Origin of the sequence: Porphyromonas bobii (genome assembly GCF_943169685.1) — a bacterium.
Lineage (GTDB): Bacteria > Bacteroidota > Bacteroidia > Bacteroidales > Porphyromonadaceae > Porphyromonas > Porphyromonas pasteri.
This window is the reverse complement of sequence record NZ_CALPBU010000005.1, coordinates 1-21,427: the sequence shown is the minus strand read 5'-3', so window position 1 is coordinate 21,427 and position 21,427 is coordinate 1. Positions and strand designations below refer to the sequence as shown.

Below are 21,427 nucleotides of genomic sequence, written 5' to 3'. Positions count from 1 at the left end.
TTTCTATTATGGCTTTCAAGAAAGACAATAAGATAAAGAGCAACTTCTCACAGATCCGGATTTCTCTTGCCTCCCCCGAGGAGATCTTAGAGAACTCCAGTGGTGAAGTGCTGAAGCCCGAGACCGTCAACTACCGTACCTACAAGCCCGAGCGTGATGGGCTCTTCTGCGAGCGCATCTTCGGTCCCGTCAAGGACTTCGAGTGCCACTGTGGTAAGTACAAGCGTATCCGCTATCGTGGTATCGTCTGTGATCGATGCGGTGTCGAGGTCACGGAGAAGAAGGTACGCCGTGAGCGTATGGGGCATATCAAGCTTGAGGTGCCCATCGCACACGTCTGGTACTTCCGCTCACTCCCCAACAAGATGGGCTACCTCCTTGGTCTCTCTACCAAGAAGCTCGAGTCTATCATCTACTACGAGCGCTACGTCCTCATCCAGGGTGGTGTGCTCCAGTCTCGCATCAACGATGACCTGACGAAGGAGACCGCCGCTAAGTCGCTCGATAAGGATCCCAATCCCGTCTTCACCGAAGAGCAGTACCTCGACTACCTTGATTACCTCGATCAAGAATATCCAGGTAATGCCCAGCTCGAAGACTCCGATCCTGATAAGTTCATCTGTAAGACGGGTGCTGAGGCGATCTACGACATGCTCGCTCGCCTCGACCTCGATGCCCTGTCCTACGAGCTGCGCCACCGCGCCAGCACCGACGGCTCACAGCAGCGTAAGAACGAAGCCCTCAAGCGCCTTCAGGTCGTAGAGAGCTTCCGCGCCTCCAAGAATGTCAACCGCCCCGAGTGGATGATCATGAAGGTGCTGCCCGTCATCCCACCCGATCTCCGTCCGCTCGTACCTCTCGATGGGGGACGCTTCGCTACATCTGACCTCAACGACCTCTATCGTCGTGTGATCATCCGTAACAATCGTCTGAAGCGTATGATCGAGATCAAGGCTCCTGAGGTCATCCTGCGCAACGAAAAGCGTATGCTCCAGGAGGCTGTCGACTCACTCTTCGACAACTCACGTAAGTCAAGCGCTGTACGCTCCGACAATAACCGTCCGCTCAAGTCCCTCTCCGATAGCCTCAAGGGTAAGCAGGGTCGCTTCCGTCAGAACCTCCTCGGTAAGCGTGTCGACTACTCTGCCCGTTCGGTCATCGTCGTCGGCCCTGAGCTGAAGATGCACGAGTGCGGTCTGCCTAAGTACATGGCTGCTGAGCTCTATAAGCCCTTCGTCATCCGTAAGCTCATCGAGCGCGGTATCGTCAAGACGGTTAAGAGCGCTAAGAAGATCGTAGACCGCAAGGATCCTGTCGTATGGGATATCCTCGAGCACGTCATGAAGGGCCATCCCGTCCTCCTGAACCGTGCTCCTACACTTCACCGTCTCGGTATCCAGGCCTTCCAGCCTAAGATGATCGAGGGTAAGGCTATTCAGCTCCATCCGCTGTCCTGTACCGCCTTCAACGCGGACTTCGACGGTGACCAGATGGCTGTCCACCTCCCTCTCGGCAACGAAGCTATTCTCGAAGCGCAGATGCTCATGCTCGCTTCGCACAATATTCTCAACCCCGCCAATGGTGCGCCTATCACCGTTCCTTCGCAGGACATGGTGCTCGGTCTGTACTACATCACCAAGCTCCGTCCAGGTGCTAAGGGTGACGGCTACACCTTCTACGGTGTCGAGGAAGCTACCATCGCTTATAACGAAGGTAAGATCGACCTCCACGCTCCTATCAAGGTCTATGTCGACGACGTCAAGGATGGCGAACCCATCCGTCATATGGTCGACACCTCTATGGGTCGTCTGCTCGTCAACGAGTACGTACCTAAGGAAGTGGGCTACGTCAACGAAGTCCTCGGTAAGAAGAGCCTGCGTGATATCATCGGCCGCGTGATCAAGGTCTGCGGTGTGGCTATCACGGCACAGTTCCTCGATGATATCAAGAACCTCGGGTACTATATGGCCTTCAAGGGCGGTCTCTCCTTCAACCTCGGTGACGTCATCATCCCCGAAGAGAAGGCTAAGCTCATCGCTGAGGGTTACGAAGCTGTCGAAGAGATTATGATGAACTATAGCGGCGGGTTCATTACGAACAACGAGCGCTACAATCAGATCATCGACACGTGGACGCACGTCAATAGCCAGCTCACGGGTATCCTGATGAAGCACCTGAGCGAAGACAACCAGGGCTTCAACTCCGTCTTCATGATGATGGACTCTGGTGCTCGTGGTTCGAAGGAACAGATCCGTCAGCTCTCTGGTATCCGTGGTCTGATGGCTAAGCCTCAGAAGAGCGGTAGCGAGGGTGGACAGATCATTGAGAACCCAATTCTCTCGAACTTCAAGGAGGGTCTCTCCGTGCTTGAGTACTTCATCTCTACCCACGGTGCTCGTAAGGGTCTTGCCGATACGGCTCTGAAGACGGCTGACGCTGGTTACCTCACGCGTCGTCTCGTAGACGTCTCGCAGGATGTCATCGTCACCGAAGAAGACTGTGGTACGCTCCGTGGTCTCGTGGCTACTGAGCTCACGAAGGAAGACAACGACGACGAAGTAGTAGCTACCCTCTATGAGCGCATCCTCGGTCGTGTCTCTGTACACGACGTGATCCATCCTTCTACGGGTGAAGTCCTCGTCCACGCTGGCGAAGAGATCCGCGAAGCTGCTGCTGAGCGCATCCAGGCATCGCCCATCGAGCAGGTCGAGATCCGCTCGGTACTCACCTGTGAGTCTAAGAAGGGTGTCTGCGCTAAGTGCTACGGCCGTAACCTCGCTACGAACATCCTCGTCCAGAAGGGTGAGGTCGTCGGGGTCATCGCTGCTCAGTCTATCGGTGAGCCTGGTACACAGCTGACACTCCGTACCTTCCACGTCGGGGGGGTAGCTTCGAACGTCGCTACGCGCAATAGTGTCGCTGCTAAGTACGATGGTATCGTCACCTTCGATGACCTGCGTGTCGCCGAAGTGGCTTCCGAAGATGGTGGCAAGCCCGTCAACATCGTCGTCAGCCGCATGACCGAGCTGAAGATCTCCGATAAGAATACGAAGATCGTCCTCCGCTCTGTCAAGGTGCCTTACGGTGCTAAGCTCTTCTTCGCTGAAGGTGAAGAGGTCAAGAAGGGTCAGACGCTCTTCGAATTCGACCCCTTCAACGCCCTCATCATCTCTGAAGTCTCGGGTAAGGTCGTCTTCGATAACCTCATCGAAGGCTCTACCTACCGCGTCGAGTCTGACGAAGCTTCGGGTCTGAAGGAAATGATCATCACCGAATCGAAGGACCGTAACGTCGTACCAGGTATCCATATCGAGGACGCCAACGGCAACCTCCTCAAGAGCTACAACCTCCCTGTAGGTGCTCACGTCGTCCAGGAGAACCACTCCGAGATCCACGTCGGGGAGACGCTCGCTAAGATCCCTCGCTCGATGAGTAAGGCTGGTGACATCACCGGTGGTCTGCCTCGTGTCACGGAGCTCTTCGAAGCACGTAACCCATCTAACCCTGCTGTCGTAGCAGAAGTCGATGGTGTCGTCTCCTTCGGTAAGAGCCTCAAGCGTGGTAACCGTGAGGTCATCGTCACCACCAAGCTCGGCGCTGAGCGTAAGTACCTCGTACCTACCTCTAAGCAGATCCTCGTGCAGGAAGGTGACTCGGTCTACGCTGGTATGCCTCTCTCTGATGGTGCTATCACGCCTACCGATATCCTCGAGATCAAGGGCCCCACGGCTGTCCAGGAATACATCGTCAACGAAGTCCAGGACGTCTACCGCCTGCAGGGTGTGAAGATCAACGACAAGCACTTCGAGGTCATCGTCCGCCAGATGATGCGCAAGGTAGAGATCCTCGATCCAGGGGATACGCTCTTCCTTGAGCAGCAGGTCGTTGATAAGCTTGAGGTCATGGATGAGAACGACCGCCTCTGGGGTAAGGTCGTCGTCGTCGACGCTGGCGACTCTGAGACCCTCAGCCCAGGTCAGATCGTCACGCTCCGCAAGCTGCGTGATGAGAACAGCCAGCTGAAGCGCCGCGACCTGCGCATCGTAGAGGTTCGCGAAGCTAAGCCCGCGACGGCTCGCCAGATCCTCCAGGGGATCACCCGCGCTGCTCTGCAGACAAAGAGCTTCATGTCGGCTGCTTCCTTCCAGGAAACGACGAAGGTCCTCAACGATGCTGCTATCAACGGTAAGGTCGATACGCTCGAAGGCCTCAAGGAGAACGTCATCTGTGGTCACCTCATCCCCGCCGGTACGGGTCTGCGTGAGTACAAGCGTCTCGTGGTCATGCCTGTGAGCGAACACGAACAGGCACTCGCTGCCTCCTCTGGTCTCGACCTCGAAGGCGACGTCAGCATCGCTGGCTAAGCCCTCCTCCCTATAACATCTGCCCCGCCCGCACGAGCCATGCTCCTGCGGGCGGGGCTTTTTTGTGCCTATACTGATGGGAGCTTCTTTTTCGGGGGAAAGTAGCCACATTTTCGGCGGTGCGTATGGGGTTTATTTATAGGGAGATAGAGGGAGGCTCTCGGAGGGGCAATTTGAACCACTACTGGTCACTCATCCGACCAGTATTGGTCGCAGCGCGAAGCAGTATAGGTCGCTATTGTCAACCAGTACTGGTCGGATGAGTGACCAGTACTGGTTCGTTTTTCTACCTATATAGGTCACCCCAGCAGCAGTGGGGAGGAGGGGAGTTGCTTGCCCGAGGGCGGGATTGCCGCATCTTTATGGCGGGATGGGGGAGAGGTGCACGGCGTCTCTTGTTTTTTTGTATCTTTGTGCGCTGTTTATCAAATAGTACCCAGCGAGTCTATGAGGATCGACAGAGTCTTATCGCCCAGTACTGGGAGAGTAGTGTGCGCTTTGCCTGTGTCCCATAGTTATAGGGTAAGGCCACGAGAAGACCTGTCGCTATAAGTAGAATCGCTATTCGTCGAATCATTAACAACAAGACAGAAGGAATGGACACTTTAAGTTTCAAGACCGTCTCTGCCAACAAGGCGACCGTCTCCAAGGAGTGGGTCGTCGTGGACGCAGCAGGAGAGAGCTTGGGTCGTGTATGCTCCAAGATCGCTAAGCTCCTTCGCGGTAAGTACAAGCCCAACTTCACGCCCCACGTAGACTGCGGGGACAACGTGATCGTAATCAACGCCGACAAGGTAGTCCTCACTGGTAAGAAGTGGGATGACCGCGTCTATCTTAAGTTCTCTGGCTACCCCGGTGGGCAGCGTCAGTTCAGCCCCCGCTTCCTGCAGGCTAAGGGTTCTGACCGCCTCTTCCGCAAGGTCGTCAAGGGTATGCTCCCCAAGAACCGTCTCGGTGCTGCTATCCTGGCTAACCTCTACGTCTATGATGGCGCAGAGCACAAGCACGAAGCACAGCAGCCTCGTCTCGTCGATCTCTCCAAGCTCAAGTAATATATACCAGGACGTATGGAATTCATCAATGCCATTGGCCGTCGTAAGGCCGCAGTAGCCCGCGTATATGTAGCAGCAGGTAGCGGGAAGATCACGATCAACAAGCGTGATATCGCTGCATACTTCCCCTCTTCGATCCTCCAGTATATCGTACGCCAGCCCCTGGCTACTCTGGATGCCGTAGAGAAGTATGACATCAAGATCAACCTCAAGGGTGGGGGCTTCAAGGGACAGAGCGAAGCAGCTCGTCTTGCGATCGCTCGTGCTCTCGTCAAGATCAACGAAGAAGACAAGCCAGCCCTGCGCGCAGAAGGCTTCCTTACTCGCGACTCTCGTGTCGTCGAGCGTAAGAAGCCAGGTCGCCCCAAGGCACGCAAGCGCTTCCAGTTCAGCAAGCGTTAATATCCCTCATCTCAGGCTTGTGGCCTGAGGGATGTTATTTCGCGTTTAGTATCTAAATTGCTTAGAGCTATGGGAGTCTTCTCCCTCGAGTAAGACTTCCGTCCTACCAAGCAGTTGAAAGTAATTCTGTTACACTTTATAGAACGTAAACGAAATCATGTCAAGAGTTTCATTTGACCAACTCATAGAAGCAGGTGCCCACTTCGGTCACCTCACCCGTAAGTGGAATGCAGCTATGGCTCCATACATCTTCATGGAGCGTAACGACATCCACATCATCGACCTTCACAAGACTGTTGTCAAGGTCGACGAAGCAGCAGAAGTCGCCAAGGGCCTGGCAAAGGCTGGCAAGAAGATCCTCTTCGTAGCTACGAAGAAGCAGCTCAAGGGCGCTGTCGCTGAGCTGGCTAAGGCTGTAGGTATGCCTTATGTCACGGAGCGCTGGCCCGGTGGTATGCTTACCAACTTCGCTACGATCCGCAAGGCCGTCAAGAAGATGACCGAGATCGATAAGATGACTGCTGATGGTACGTTTGATAACCTCTCCAAGCGCGAGAAGCTCCAGATCTCTCGTCAGCGTGCTAAGCTCGAGCTTACGCTCGGCTCTATCGCTGATATGAACAAGCTGCCTAATGCCCTCTTCGTCGTAGACGTAATGAAGGAGCACATCGCAGTAGCTGAAGCTCAGCGCCTCGGTATCCCCGTCTTCGCTATTGTGGACACCAATAGCGATCCCTCTAATGTCGACTACGTCATCCCTGCTAACGACGACTCTACGGCTGCCGTAGAAGTCATCGTCTCGGCTATCTGTGGCGCTATCTCCGAAGGTCTGCAGGAACGCAAGGCCGAAGGTAAGGGCCAGGAAAAGGGTGAAGGCGAAGGTGGCGCTAAGCTCGTTCAGAAGGGCAGCCGTACCCGCCGCAAGGCTGAGGCTACCTCCGAAGAAGCTTAAGCTCTCCGTCTGAGACGACCCTGTCGACTCCCTGACGGGAGCGATATACAGTAAGATAAGTCCGAGGATGAGCCGTCTAACCCGCTCGTCCTCGGGTCTTATCTGCCAATCACAAGAACTCTAACTCAATACAAGATACCATCATGAGTAAATTGTTGGAAGACATCAAGAAGCTCCGCGCCCTCACCGGTGCTGGTCTCTCCGATGTTAAGAAGGCTATCGAAGAAGCTGCTGGCGACCTCGAAAAGGCTATCGAACTCATCCGTAAGCGTGGCCAGGCTATCGCTGCTAAGCGTGGCGACCACGAAGCCGAAGAAGGCTGCATCCTCGCTGCTAACGAAGGCGACTATGCTGTCATGGTAGGCGTCAAGTGCGAAACGGACTTCGTCGCTAAGAACGAAGACTTCATCAAGCTCGTCTCCTCTATCCTCGAAGTAGCTAAGGCTAAGAAGGGTGCTTCTAAGGAAGAAATCCTCGCTGCTCCTATGGCTGACGGCCGTAGCGTACAGGACCACATCACCGAGCGCAGCGGTGTCTCTGGTGAAAAGATGGAGCTCGGTGTATACGAGTTCGTCCAGGGTGCTTTCACGACCTCTTACATCCACCCAGGGAACATGCTCGCTACGATCGTAGCCTTCAACGAAGCTACTGACGCTCAGGTCGCTCGCGACGTGGCTATGCAGATCGCTGCTATGGCTCCCGTCGGCATCACCGAAGAAGACGTCCCCGCTGATGTCAAGGAGCGTGAGCTCAACCTCGCTCGCGAAAAGGCTCGCGAAGCTGGTAAGCCCGAGAACCTCGTCGACCACATCGCACAGGGTGCCCTGAAGAAGTACTACAAGGAAAATACCCTCCTTGATCAGCTCTTCGTCAAGGACAACAAGCTGACCATCGCTCAGTACCTCCAGGCTCAGAGCAAGAGCCTCACGGTGACTGCCTTCAAGCGTGTGACGCTCAAAGCGGAATAATCTCAAGTACTACGCTTGCCCGCTTAGGGCAGGTCTACCTGGCCCCCTAACGCACCTGCGGTAGGGGGTCAGTGCTTTTATCACCTTTTTCCCTATACGTTCCGATGCTTCGTTATCGCCTTTACTTCGTCGGGCTCTACCTCTGTGCCCTCCTCTATATCGCTGCCGGGATCAATCACTTCGTGAATGCCGAGATGTACCTGCGCACGATGCCACCCTACCTCCCCGCTCACGAAGCGCTCGTTGCCCTGAGTGGGGTCATCGAGATCGTGCTGGGAGTGGCTCTTGTCCTTCGCCCGAAGACTCGTCTGCGTGTGTGGGCTGCGTGGGGTATTGTCCTCTTGCTTATCGCGGTCTTCCCTGCGAATATCCAGACCTATCTCAATATGAAGGCCACGGCGGATCCCCGTCTGACCTTCGCCTTGGTGCGACTGCCACTCCAGCTCCCTCTCATCGCTTGGGCTTGGGCCTATACGCGCCCGATGCCTCAGCGCCCCAAGAAGTGATAGCTTCTCCCTAAGCCGCCTGCCCATTCCTCTCCTTCGCTATGCGCAAGATCATACACATTGATATGGATGCCTTCTACGCCTCGGTAGAGCAGCACGACCATCCCGAGCTTCGGGGGCTGCCTATTGCCGTGGGTGGAGCGGAGTCGCGTGGGGTGGTCTGTGCTGCGAGCTACGAAGCTCGGCACTTCGGTGTACGCTCAGCGATGCCTGGGGCGAAGGCACGTAAGCTCTGCCCGCAGCTCATCTTTGTGCCGGTAAACTTCGATCGCTACCGCGAAGTCTCGCGAGCCATTCACGGCATCTTCCACGACTACACCGATATCATCGAGCCGATTTCCCTCGATGAGGCGTTCCTCGATGTGACGGAGAACAAGGTCGGGGAGCCTATGGCCGTAGAGATAGCACGTGAGATCCGTCGCCGCATCCGTGAGGAGCTGGGGCTGACGGCTTCGGCGGGTGTGTCGTACAATAAGTTCCTCGCGAAGATTGCTTCCGACGCACGCAAGCCCGACGGGCTCTGCACGATCCATCCGTCGCAAGCGCTGGACTTCATCGCCGAGCTTCCCGTCGAAGCCTTCTGGGGAGTAGGGCGTGCTACGGCTGAGCGTATGCATCTCTTGGGTATCCGCACGGGGGCTGACCTCCGAGAGCGAAGCCTCGAGCAGCTGACCCGCCACTTTGGTAAGGCGGGTCGTGTCTTCTATGACTTCGCTCGTGGGGTGGATGAGCGCCCCGTCATCTATGAATGGGTACGTAAGAGCCTCGGCTGTGAGCGCACCTTCGAGGAGAATAGTGCCGAGCCCCTCGTCGTCGAAGCCCACCTTCGTGAGGTCGTCGAGGAGCTGGACGGGCGTCTGCAGCGTCGTCAATTCTCGGGGCGCACGCTCACACTGCGGGTGAAGTTCGCCGACTTCTCTGTACTCTCCCGCTCGGCTTCCTTCTCCGAAGCCTTCTCTTCGCCTGAGCTTCTTCTGCAGCGTGGCTTGGAGCTTCTTCGCGGCCTTGACTATGCCGACCGCCCCATCCGCCTCTTGGGACTCTCCCTCTCGCATCCGCCCGAGGAGCTTCGCCCGGGGATGTGGGTGCAGCAGTGGTTGCCCTTTGCCGAAGACGAGGAGTAGCCAGCTCGCTGATGTACGACTACGGGCGCGTGGGGCGTTTTCATAGTGGTCCGCCCGTAGACCTCTATAGGTTCAGATGAAGGGGACCTGCGGGGTGGTCTTGCCCCGTGGCGGATCGTATGCGGATAGTCGGCTAAGTCGCTCTATACAGGCGTGGTGGCGACTGCCGCTATCTGCAGGATATACGCCGATGTCTCCCCGCCTGCTGTGCTTGGGAGTCGGGAAGTCAAGAGGCGTAAGGTTTGGATAGGGTGGGGGAAGCAAATAAATAAAGCAGGTGCCCTGCCTTAGATAAATAATCGTACCTTTGCGAAGGAACCCTACGACAGCGATCGGCTGGAGTAGGGTTCACTATTGTTTTTACTTGCGGTCAAGACCGCGCAAAAATTAGGCTGGAGTCTATGGCTCCCCAACTACGACTATGGCATATAACTATATGACACAAGCCGGCTATGACAAGCTCATAGCTGAGATCAACGAACTCGAATCCGTTCACCGCCCCGAGATCTCTCGTCAGATCGCCGAGGCACGCGATAAGGGTGACCTCTCGGAAAACGCCGAGTACGACGCCGCCAAGGAGGCTCAGGGCCTCCTCGAAGGGAAGATCGCTCAGCTCAAGGCACAGGTCGCTAACGCTCGTATCATTGACGAGTCGAAGATCTCTACCGATAGCATCCAGATCCTGAGCAAGGTCACCATCCGCAATACTAAGACGGGTGCTGAGCTGACCTATACGCTGGTCTCTGACACCGAGGCTAACCTCAAGGAGAAGAAGATCTCCGTCAACACCCCCATCGCCAAGGGCCTCATGGGCCGCAAGGTCGGTGATGTCGTCGAGGTCCAGACGCCTGGTGGCCTCCTGAACTTCGAGATCCTCAATATCTCGATCTAATCTCTTTTTGCTCCATGGCTACGCTCTTCACACGCATCATCGAGGGGGAGATCCCTTCGTATCGAGTCGCCGAGGACGCTGAGTTCTACGCCTTCCTCGACATCAATCCCGTACAGCCCGGTCACACGCTCGTCGTACCTCGCCAGGAGGTCGACTACATCTTCGATATCGAGGATGACTTGCTTGGGCGCATGATGGTCTTCGCTAAGCAGGTCGCCCGTCAGATCCAGACGGTGACGAAGTGCCGCAAGGTCGCTGTCCTCGTCCTCGGACTTGAGGTCAACCACGCGCACATCCACCTCGTGCCTATCAATGCTGAGGGAGATATTGACTTGAAGAAGAAGCTCCAGTTTCCTGCCGAAGAGATGGAGCGCATCGCCCGTGAGCTGCGTGAAGCAGCCCCAGCGAAGTAACACCGATACATATTATAATAAGGAGTAGCATTATGCCCATTGCTATCGTAGGGATAGGCTATGTCGGACTGGTCAGCGCAGCTTGCTTCGCTGACCTCGGTGTAGAAGTCTACTGTGTAGATGTCGATGAGGCGAAGATCCAGCGCCTGCGTGATGGGGAGATACCCATCTATGAGCCGGGTCTGGACGCCCTCGTGCGCCGTGGAGTGGAGGCTGGACGCCTGCACTTCTCTACCTCTATCGCCGAAGTCCTGCCCCATGTCGAGATTATCTTCAGTGCTGTCGGCACGCCCCCAGACGAAGATGGCTCGGCCGACCTGCGCCACGTCCTCTCCGTAGCTCGTGCTATCGGTGAGGCGATGACGGACTATTGTCTCGTCGTCACCAAGAGTACCGTGCCCGTAGGTACCTACCTCAAGGTCCGTGAGACGATCGAGGCGGCACAGCGTGAGCGTGGCGTGTCCATTCCCTTCGACGTCGCTTCGAACCCCGAATTCCTCAAGGAGGGCAACGCTATCGAGGACTTCATGCGCCCCGACCGAGTCGTCGTCGGTGTCGATAGCGACCGTGCCCGTGAGCTGATGACGCGCCTCTATAAGCCCATCCTCCTCAATAACTTCCGCGTCCTCTTCATGGATATCGCCTCGGCAGAGATCACGAAGTATGCGGCCAACGCTATGCTCGCTACGCGCATCAGCTTTATGAATGAAGTGGCGAACCTCTGCGAAGCCGTGGGTGCCAACGTCTCTATGGTGCGTCAGGGCATCGGTAGTGACGCCCGCATCGGGAGCAAGTTCCTCTACTCGGGCTGTGGCTATGGAGGCTCTTGCTTCCCCAAGGATGTGCAAGCCTTCATCCGCACGGCGAAGGAGCATGGCCGTCCTATGCGTGTCCTCGAAGCTGTCGAGGCTGTGAACGAGTCGCAGAAGCACGTGCTCTTCGAGAAGTTCTTCCGCTACTTCGGTGGTGATCTGAAGGGTCGTCGTGTCGCTGTCTGGGGCTTGGCCTTCAAGCCTGAGACGGACGATATGCGTGAGGCGCCTTCGCTCGTCCTTATCAACTCCCTCCTCGAGGCTGGCTGTGAGGTCGCCGTCTATGACCCGATCGCCATGCCTGAGGCCCGGCGTCGTCTCGGCGACCGTGTCCGCTACGCACGTGATGTCTACGACTCTGCGCTCGATGTCGATGTGATCTTCCACGTCACCGAATGGAAGGCATTCCGTATGCCCGCCTGGGAAGTCCTTCACCGCTCGGTGAAGACTCCGCTACTCATCGACGGGCGCAACGTCTTCGATACCGACCCCGTCGAGGCCGGCTTCACCCTCCTTCAGATAGGGCAGTAGCCTGCCCGCCCCGTCCCCCTATGCTGGGTGTCCGTACACCTGACATAGGGGGATCTTTTACTCCCTCATCCCCTTTCCTCCTTCTATTCTCTAAGCAAAGCGTATGATTTCAGTCGATGCCCTCACTGTCGAGATCGGTGGGGCACCCCTCTTCTCAGATATTTCCTTCGTCATCAACCCCAAGGACCGCATCGCCCTCATGGGGAAGAATGGTGCTGGTAAGAGCACCCTGCTGAAGATCCTCAGCGGTACGCGTGAGGCGACCCGCGGTAAGGTCAACGTCCCCTCGGGTGTGCAGGTGGCCTACCTTCCCCAGCACCTCCTCACCGAAGATGGGCGCACCGTCTTCGAGGAAGCTGAGCAAGCCTTCAGCAACATCCACCAGATGGCAGCCCGTATGGAGGAGCTCAACGAGGCTCTCAATACTCGCACCGACTACGATAGCCCCGAGTATATGGCGATCATCGAGGAGGTGTCTGCACTGGGTGAGAAGTACTACGCTATCGAAGAGATCAACTACGACAAGGCTATCGAGCTGACGCTCCTCGGTCTTGGCTTCAAGCGAAGCGACTTCACGCGCCAGACAAGCGAGTTCAGTGGGGGCTGGCGTATGCGTATCGAGCTGGCAAAGCTCCTCCTGCAGAAGCCCGATGTCCTCCTCCTCGACGAGCCTACGAACCACCTCGACATCGAGTCGATCCAGTGGCTCGAGGACTTCCTCATCGAGACGGGGCAGACGGTCGTCGTCATCAGCCACGACCGCGCCTTCGTCGACCACATCACCACGCGTACCCTCGAGATCACGATGGGCCGCCTCTACGACTACAAGGTGAACTACTCCGAGTACCAACGCCTGCGTGCCGAGCGTCGCGAGCAGCAGATGAAGGCCTACGAGGAGCAGCAGAAGTTCATCGCTGAGACGACCGACTTCATCGAGCGCTTCAAGGGTACATACTCCAAGACCAACCAGGTGCAGAGCCGTGTACGTATGCTTGAGAAGCTCGAGCTGGTCGAGGTCGACGAGATCGATACCTCCGCTATCCGCCTGCGCTTCCCACCAGCCCCACGCTCGGGCAACTATCCCGTGCAGATGGAGGGCGTCGGTAAGGCCTTTGGTGACAAGCGCATCTTCTCTGATGTCAACCTGATGATCGAGCGTGGCGACAAGATTGCCTTCGTCGGGAAGAACGGGGAAGGGAAGAGTACCCTCGTGCGCTGCATTATGAAGGAGCTGGAGCACGAAGGTGTCCTCACGCTCGGCCATAATGTCCAGATCGGCTACTTCGCCCAGAATCAGGCGGCTATCGAGGATGAGACGCGCACCGTCTTCCAGACCATCGATGATGTAGCCGAGGGCGAGATCCGCACGAAGATCAAGGATCTCCTCGGCGCCTTTATGTTCGGTGGCGAAGCTTCGACGAAGAAGGTCAAGGTACTCAGCGGTGGTGAGCGCACGCGCTTGGCTCTGCTCAAGCTCCTCCTCGAGCCGTACAACCTGCTGATCCTCGACGAACCGACGAACCACCTCGACATGAAGACGAAGGAAGTGCTCAAGCAAGCCCTCCTCAACTATGATGGCACGCTCATCCTCGTCTCGCACGACCGTGACTTCCTCGATGGCCTCGTCAGCAAGGTCTATGAGTTCGGTGGCGGGAAGGTCACCGAGCACCTCGAAGGTATCTACGAATTCATGCAGCGTAAGAAGCTCGAGAATCTCAAGGAGCTGGAGCGCTCCGCCTCCTAATCTCTCTCCTTATATATAAGGTAGCAAGCACGCCGTCCGCCTATCCCATCTGTGGGGTAGGCGGACGGCGCTTTTATTGGGTGGTGAAATCGACCAGTACTGGTCGGTGGTCGGAGCAGTACTGGTCACGCGGCGAAGTAGTACTGGTCACTTATATCAACCAGTAGTGGTTGGATCGGTGACCAGTACTGGTTGCTTTTCTTCTTTGGCGGGGGTAGTGGGAAGGCTCCCTTTAGTGGGGTGGTGTGAAGCTATATAGGTCGGCGAGTAAAGCTATATAGGTCACGAAAGCAACCTATATTGGTCGAAGCACCGACCTATATAGCTTCGCCCGACGATCTATATAGGTTTGCTTCCCCCTATATGGTAATGGATACAGCTAACCCAGCTTTTGGGGGGTAGGGGTAGGTGCTCAATCCGAGGGGAACGTGTGGGGAAATGTGGTTTGGAGTGCTTTGGGGCGGAATACGGTAGTCTGCGTGTTGCAGGTCGCGATCTTGTAGCGTATTAGTATTCAGTGTGTTGAGTTACTTAATAAATTTATTAAGTGTATGCATAGATAATTGTTTGTTTTTTCGCTTTTCATCCATAACTTTGCCCCCGTAAGGAGTGAGAGAGCTCCTATTCCGATCATGAACAATGAGACTTTGTATTAAATCAGTATCAGAGATCTTGACCGAGTCGCCCACGTCGAAAGGAGGACGGGGTGACACCTCTCCCCGCCACCACCTATCGAGCCGATAGGTGCCATGTGGTTTAGGTATCCTACATTACTATGAATAGCCCTCTCAAAGAGCTCACTTATCATGGGGCGGATCGCTAAAGACCGAGCCGCTTGACGATTCCATTCTCCCGCTCCTCTTAAGATCATGCAGAATTACATCAATCCATACACGTATCACTAACACTAACTTACGAAGATGAAGTATTTCTCCAAGTACTTTACCGCGAGGGTCGTACTGCTGACCTTGGCGATGCTCCTAAGTAGTCCGCTTGTCACCTGGGCACAGGGGACGATCACCATCAAGGGGGTCGTCAAGGATGCCCAGAAGGAGCCCTTAGCAGGGGTCTCTATTCGAGTCAAGGGGACAACAGCAGGGACCACTACTACCCCTACTGGGGACTACACGCTCCAGAATGTCTCACGAAATGCTACCCTGGTCTTCACCTACATCGGGATGAAGAAGCAGGAGGTGCCTGTCTCGGGGCGTACGACCATCGATGTCGTCCTCGAAGATGACGCACAGGTGGCTCAGGAGGTCGTTGTCGTCGGTTACGGTACTCAGAAGAAGGTCAACCTCACTGGGGCTGTCTCCTCTATCGACTCTAAGTCTCTGGCTGCTCGCCCCGTGCAAAATGTCGGGCAGGCTCTCCAGGGGATGATCCCTGGTCTGAACCTCTCGGTGGGAAACTCTGGGGGAGCCCTCAATAGCTCGCTGGCCCTCAATATCCGTGGTACGGGTACGATCGGGACGGGGTCAAACTCAAGCCCATTGGTTCTGATCGACGGCTCCGAGGGAGACATGAACTCTCTCTCGGCTAATGATATCGAGAGCATATCGGTGCTGAAGGATGCTTCTGCAAGCTCGATCTATGGATCTCGCGCTGCCTTCGGGGTGATCCTCATCAAGACCAAGAACGGCCGTGAAGGCCGAGCTCGAGTTGCCTATACGGGCAATGTCCGCTTTGCTACTGCGACACAGGTCCCTGAGATGATGGACTCAGAGCAGTTCGCTAAGTACTTCAATGCCGCTGGTACAAACGCAGGGAATGGGACGGTCTTCACCGATGAGATCATGAAGCGTATCGTAGCCTACAAGCAAGGTACGATCTCAGAAGACCTGCGCTCGGGGACCTCATGGAATGAACGAGATAGAGCATGGAATCTCTATACGGACTCATGGGCAAATACCGATTGGTTCGCAGAAATGTACCGTAAGAATGCTCCTTCTCAAGAGCATAACCTCTCCATATCTGGTGGGAGTGGTAAGACGAACTACTACGTCAGTGGTGCGCTACTCGATCAGCAGGGCTTGATCCGCTACGGACATGATGCCTTCAAGCGCTACAACCTCACTGCGAAGCTCAGCACGGATATCACTCCATGGCTGACCGTCTCCTATACCAACCGCTGGTCACGTGAAGAATACTCCCGACCAAGCTATATGACGGGCCTCTTCTTCCATAATATTGCTCGCCGCTGGCCGACTAACCCTGTGCGTGACGTCCACGGGTATCTCATCCCTGGTAATGAGACGATCCAGATGCAAGATGGTGGTGTCGACCGCAACCAACGTGACCGTGTCAATCAGCAGCTGACGCTGGAAGCACGCCCCCTGCCTGGGCTTCTCCTCCGTGCTGAGAATAACTATAACACGACCTACAACTTCAATCACTGGGATGTACTCGCTATCTACAGCCATGATAAGGACGGCCTTGCTCGCTTGACCTCTCGTGAGGGTGGCGACGACGGCCAGACGAGTGTCGGTGAGAGCACCTGGCGGAATAATTACTTCAACGGTCGCTACTATGCCGAGTATAGCCGTCTCTTCGCAGAGAAGCATGACGTCAAGCTCATCGCTGGTCTCGACCTTGAAGTCAATAACTACCATGACCTTGGTGGTACCAAGAAGGATCTTATCTCGAACCTTATCCCCACGGTCAATACGGCTACCAATGACAAGCCTTCTCTCTACTCAGGCTATAACCATTGGGCTACGATGGGGAGCTTCGCTCGTCTGAACTATGCTTACGACGAGCGTTACCTCCTTGAGGTCTCTCTCCGCTCCAATGGCTCCTCCCGCTTCATTGGCAATAAGCGCTGGGCGACCTTCCCCTCCTTCTCTGCTGGTTGGAATATTGCCAATGAGCAGTTCTTCTCTCCCCTCAAGAAGACCTTCTCAATGCTTAAGCTCCGTGGCTCATGGGGTACACTGGGGAATACCGAGGTGCAAGCACTCTATCCTTGGTTCCTCGCTCAGCCTGTCGGGACAGCTAACTCAGCTTGGCTCATCGGTGGCGAACGTCTGAATACATCTAATGCCCCTGGTATTGTATCAAGTGCTCTGACTTGGGAGCGCATTGAGTCTTGGAACGTCGGTCTGGACTTTGCGGCTCTGAACAACAGACTGCAGGGTACTCTGGAGTACTTCAACCGTACGACTCGCGATATGGTTGGCCCTCCTTCTCCACTGCCCTTCACCCTCGGTACCGGTCAGCCCAGTGAGAATAATGCGACCCTCGTCTCTAAGGGCTGGGAAGCTGAGCTCAAGTGGCGTGACTATGTAGGCAAGGTGAACTACGGGCTACGCTTTATCCTCTCGGATGATATCCAGACGGTCACGCAGTACTACAACCCTACGGGATCCCTCTCCACTTGGTACGCAGGACGTCGCATGGGTGAGATCTGGGGCTATACTACTGCTGGTATCGCCAAGACGAACGATGAGATGAATGAGCACCTGAAGACTAACCGTCCTTCATGGGGTGATAACTGGCAGGCCGGGGACATCATGTATAAGGACCTTGATGGTAGTGAGACCGTCAATGGTGGTGCTAACACCTTGTCCGACCATGGAGACCTTCGCCGCCTCGGCTACAATGCTCCTCGCTTTAAGGTTGGTTTCAATGCTGACCTTACGTGGCAGGGTCTTGACTTCAGCTTCTTCCTTCAGGGGGTTGGTCGTCGCGACTGGTTTGACAACTCTCCCTATTCTGTCGGTGCTACGAGCCATGGGCAGTGGCAGTCTGTGGGCTTCAAGGAGCACTGGGACTTCTTCCGACCTGAGGGTGACCCCAATGGGGCTAACCTGAATGCTCGCTATCCTCGTCCCCTCTTCGAGAAGGGCGCCAAGAATATGCAGACGCAGTCCCGCTATGTCGTCAATGCGGCGTATCTCCGTATCAAGAATATCCAGCTGGGCTATACCCTCCCTGCTTCTCTCACGAAGAAGATCGGGGTCAGTCGCCTACGTGTCTACACCTCGGCTGACAACCTCGTGACCTTCACCAAACTGCCCAAGATCTTCGACCCCGAAGCTACTGGTGGTGACTGGGGACCTGGTAAGATCTATCCGCTGCAGCGCGTGATCTCCTGTGGGCTCAATGTCAATATCTAATCGGCATCTAACAGAACAAGTATTATGAGACAACATAGTTATTGGAGGAAGACGCTCCTCCTCCTATCCTCTGGCCTCCTAGCTCTCTCTTCCTGTAATCTTCTTGATAGGGAGCCTCTTGATCAGGTAGGCCCAGATTCATACTATGGGACTGCTGAGCAGCTTGGTACCTTCCCGATCAACTACTATGCTACCCTCTTTCCTGGACATGGGAGCGGTGGCTACCACGCAGGGATAGCTACCTACGATGATGGTACGGATAATCAGGCTACGACCAATCCTAACCGTTCGATGTTCAGCAATACTACGTGGAAGGTAGAGAGCACTGGTCAGCCCTCGATCGCCTCTATCCGTAATGTGAACTGGTACATGGAGCAGGTCCTGCCGAAGTTCTACGCCGGTAAGATCGTTGGTGACCCCACTGATATCAATCACTATATCGGGGAGGCCTATGCCATTCGTGCGTTGCTTTACTTCGAGGCACTCAAGGTCTATGGTGACTTCCCTATTATCACCCAGACGCTCCCGACGGAGCTGGAGACCTTGCAGAAGGCTTCTCAGCGACGCCCACGTAATGAGGTCGCTCGCTTTATCATCAGCGAGCTGGACTCCGCTATCAAGTATCTGAGACCAGCCTTCCCCGCTAATCAGCGTCTGACCAAGAATGCTGCTCAGCTGCTCAAGAGCCGTGTTGCCCTCTACGAAGGGACCTTCGAGAAGCACCACCGAGGCACTGGACGTGTACCAGGTGATGCCACTTGGCCAGGGAAAGACAAGGAGTGGAATAAGGGTAAGGTCTTCGATCAGGATGCTGAGGTGAGGTTCTTCCTCGAGCAGGCTATGGCTTCTGCGAAGGTCGTTGCTGACGCAGTATCCCTCACCCCCAACTCGCACAAGACCAATCCAGACCTTCCTACCTTTAGTGGCTGGAATTCCTACTATGAGATGTTTGCCTCCAGAAGCCTTGATGGCTTCTCTGAGATTCTGCTGTGGAGACAGTACAGCAAGGATAAGAGAATCCTTCACCTCGTCTCCCATCAGTTGATCACAGGCACGAACTCTGGCTGGACACGTGGTCTCGTAGAGTCCTTCCTGATGAAGGATGGTCTGCCTTACTACAAGCGTAATACCGCCACCTATAATGATGTGACGATCGATAATGTGAAGAAGGATCGTGATGAGCGTCTCCAGCTCTTCCTCTTTGCAGAGTCTGATGCTCGTAGCTACGATGATGCTAAGAAGGTCGTCAAGAAGTATGAGTGTCCGAATATGATCGACAAGCCTGAGGTCAGAGATGTCACAGGGTATGCTCAGCGTAAGTATTACAACTATGACCCCTCGATGCGTCACGGCACAGAGATGAACGACGTCTCCGGGGTGCCCATCCTTAGAGCATCCGAAGCTTATCTAAACTACATCGAAGCTTCCTATGAGCTCAATAGAACTCTGGATGCAGATGCTCGTAAGTATTGGGATCAGCTTCGCCAACGTGCTGGTATCACCGGGACGATCGATGCGACGATCAATGCTACAGATATGTCAGTGGAGGCCAACGTTAATAGAGCTTCCTATGACTGGGGGGCCTTCTCTCAGGGGCAGGCCGTTGATCCTACGCTCTATAGCATCCGTCGTGAGCGCCGCTGTGAATTTGCAGGTGAAGGTATGCGTCACGATGACCTTGTTCGCTGGTGCGCTATGGACCAAGTCAAGAACTATGTGATCGAGGGCGTGAACTTCTGGGCGAAGATTCATGAGTATAGCTACTTCTGGGGTACCAAGACGGTGAAGGTCACAGGCCCCGATGGTAGAGAGAAGGAAGAGCTGGTGCCTGATCCTACTCAGACGAGAATTATCTCAGATGGGACATCAAAGGCTAACATCTCTGCCAAGAGTATCAGTACATATCATCGCCCCTACCAGATCATTTCGAAGGCTAATAACAATGATATGTTCGATGGCTATACCTTCTACCAGGCTCACTACCTCTATCCTGTCTCGATTCAGACGTTAGAGCTTTGTGCTCCTGGCAACAAGGTCGATGCCACGTACTTCTATCAGAATGTCAACTGGCCTACGAGTACGGATAATCCCTATGCTCTCAAGTAGGCATACTCGCGCAAGATTATAAAGCGCTACTCCACGACGACACCCCAGCCCGACCTTCGAGCTGGGGTGTCGCTCTTTTTCCGCCCGCCTATCCTTGCACAAGTGATAGGCGAGCGTCGTGTTTATTAGGTAGTGAAATCGAGCAGTCCTGGTCGGTGGTCGGAGCAGTACTGGTCACACTGCGAAGTAGTACTGGTCTAATAGCGACCAGTAGTGGTTGGAGTGGTGACCAGTACTGGTTGCTTTCTACTCTTCGGAGGGGGCGTGGGAAGGCTACCTTTAGTAGGGTGGTGTGAAGCTATATTGGTCGGCGGGCAAAGCTATATAGGTCACGAAAGCAACCTATATAGGTCGAAGCACCGACCAATATAGGTTCGCCCGCCGACCAATATAGGTTGATATCACTCACGTCTGCATATATTCAAAAGGGATAGGGGAGTATGCGGTGGCTTTTCCCTTCCCGCACGCCTTTCATCCCCAGCAAATGCTACGCCTACCTATATCGCTATACAACCGTCCCCAGCCCTATTCCCCCTTCATTTCCCCGCCAAGTGCACCTCTTCCCCGCTCAATCCTCTCGTTCTTCCCCCGCGAAATCGCCCGTCTTCCCCAAGAGAATGAAAATTTTTTCACCCCTTGTAAGTTGCTTGCTTATGGGGAAATGAATGCAACTCAACGGGTGTTATTGAGAAATATTTTGCGCGAAGATTTGGTTTGTATTTAGTTTTTGCTCTATCTTTGCAACCGCAAACGAGAAACGAACCACCTCAAATAAGAGCTGATCCGAGCGAGGGTAGCTGAGGAAGGGAAGACAGGCGTTAGCGACGACGATATAAGTAAGGCGACTTACTTATGATTGACTCAAAAGAGGTGTCACAAGGTTTACACCAGCGGCCCTCTTAGCGATCATTGACATACTTGATAAAAACAAACGAGAAAACAACGTAGAGCATATATAATAAGTTAGTATACAACCTGCGTGCTTTCTGATAGCAATGTTAGAAGTACGTTAGGCGCAAAAACAGATAAGGGCAGACGGTGGATGCCTTGGCTCTCGGAGGCGAAGAAGGACGTGATAAGCTGCGATAAGCTACGGGGATTGGCACATACAAATTGATCCGTAGATTTCCGAATGGGGCAACCCGGCATATTGAAGATATGTCACACTGCAGAGCAGTGAGCGAACGTGGGGAACTGAAACATCTAAGTACCCATAGGAGAAGAAAACAAAAGTGATTCCCTTAGTAGTGGCGAGCGAACGGGGACCAGCCCAAACCAGATTTGTTTCGGCAAAACTGGGGTTGTAGGACCTCGACATAGGAAGACAAGATTAGGAGAACGGTCTGGAAAGGCCGGCCATAGAACATGATAGCTGTGTATCCGAAAATCTTCGTTGGACTTAGAGGTATCCTGAGTAGCGCGGGACACGTGAAATCCTGTGTG

Annotated in this window: 13 protein-coding genes and 1 rRNA gene; all 14 read left to right on the top strand. The window is 54.8% G+C overall.

Features of this window, described 5'->3' with window-relative positions; all coding sequences use genetic code 11:
* Nucleotides 1-8: 8 nt before the first annotated feature.
* Nucleotides 9-4,364 (top strand): DNA-directed RNA polymerase subunit beta', encoded by a 4,356-nt coding sequence (gene rpoC / locus KO088_RS05745; RefSeq protein WP_215493954.1) that lies wholly within the window; start codon nt 9-11, stop codon nt 4,362-4,364.
* Nucleotides 4,365-4,960: 596 nt separating this feature from the next.
* Nucleotides 4,961-5,416, top strand: a complete 456-nt coding sequence (rplM, locus tag KO088_RS05740) for a 50S ribosomal protein L13 (protein ID WP_215493953.1) — start codon at nt 4,961-4,963, stop codon at nt 5,414-5,416.
* Nucleotides 5,417-5,431: 15 nt separating this feature from the next.
* Entirely contained in the window at nt 5,432-5,818 is a 387-nt protein-coding gene (gene rpsI / locus KO088_RS05735; RefSeq protein ID WP_009432809.1) for a 30S ribosomal protein S9, read from the top strand.
* Nucleotides 5,819-5,975: 157 nt separating this feature from the next.
* A complete protein-coding gene (rpsB, locus tag KO088_RS05730) occupies nt 5,976-6,770 on the top strand; it encodes a 30S ribosomal protein S2 (protein ID WP_009432742.1) in 795 nt (264 codons plus the stop codon).
* Between the two features lie 143 nt (nt 6,771-6,913).
* The gene (gene tsf, locus KO088_RS05725; protein ID WP_215493952.1) at nt 6,914-7,738 is read left to right on the top strand and encodes a translation elongation factor Ts; all 825 of its coding nucleotides are present in this window, start codon (nt 6,914-6,916) and stop codon (nt 7,736-7,738) included.
* 104 nt (nt 7,739-7,842) lie between these two features.
* Nucleotides 7,843-8,244 carry a DoxX family protein gene (locus KO088_RS05720; protein ID WP_188808342.1) on the top strand — a complete coding sequence of 134 codons (402 nt, stop codon included), beginning with the start codon at nt 7,843-7,845 and terminating at the stop codon, nt 8,242-8,244.
* A gap of 41 nt (nt 8,245-8,285) precedes the next feature.
* Nucleotides 8,286-9,368: a DNA polymerase IV gene (gene dinB / locus KO088_RS05715; protein WP_215493951.1), complete on the top strand. Its 1,083-nt coding sequence runs from the start codon at nt 8,286-8,288 to the stop codon at nt 9,366-9,368.
* Nucleotides 9,369-9,789: 421 nt separating this feature from the next.
* The gene (gene greA / locus KO088_RS05710) at nt 9,790-10,260 is read left to right on the top strand and encodes a transcription elongation factor GreA (protein ID WP_044115645.1); all 471 of its coding nucleotides are present in this window, start codon (nt 9,790-9,792) and stop codon (nt 10,258-10,260) included.
* Nucleotides 10,261-10,274: 14 nt separating this feature from the next.
* Nucleotides 10,275-10,673 carry an HIT family protein gene (locus tag KO088_RS05705; RefSeq protein ID WP_215493950.1) on the top strand — a complete coding sequence of 133 codons (399 nt, stop codon included), beginning with the start codon at nt 10,275-10,277 and terminating at the stop codon, nt 10,671-10,673.
* Between the two features lie 32 nt (nt 10,674-10,705).
* A complete protein-coding gene (locus KO088_RS05700) occupies nt 10,706-12,016 on the top strand; it encodes a UDP-glucose dehydrogenase family protein (RefSeq protein WP_215493949.1) in 1,311 nt (436 codons plus the stop codon).
* Between the two features lie 103 nt (nt 12,017-12,119).
* Entirely contained in the window at nt 12,120-13,760 is a 1,641-nt protein-coding gene (locus tag KO088_RS05695; RefSeq protein WP_044115643.1) for an ABC-F family ATP-binding cassette domain-containing protein, read from the top strand.
* 920 nt (nt 13,761-14,680) lie between these two features.
* Nucleotides 14,681-17,878, top strand: a complete 3,198-nt coding sequence (locus KO088_RS05690; protein ID WP_251419843.1) for a SusC/RagA family TonB-linked outer membrane protein — start codon at nt 14,681-14,683, stop codon at nt 17,876-17,878.
* A gap of 24 nt (nt 17,879-17,902) precedes the next feature.
* Nucleotides 17,903-19,984: a RagB/SusD family nutrient uptake outer membrane protein gene (locus KO088_RS05685; RefSeq protein WP_215493948.1), complete on the top strand. Its 2,082-nt coding sequence runs from the start codon at nt 17,903-17,905 to the stop codon at nt 19,982-19,984.
* Nucleotides 19,985-20,999: 1,015 nt separating this feature from the next.
* Nucleotides 21,000-21,427: ribosomal RNA gene (locus KO088_RS05680) — 23S ribosomal RNA — on the top strand; the annotation flags it as partial.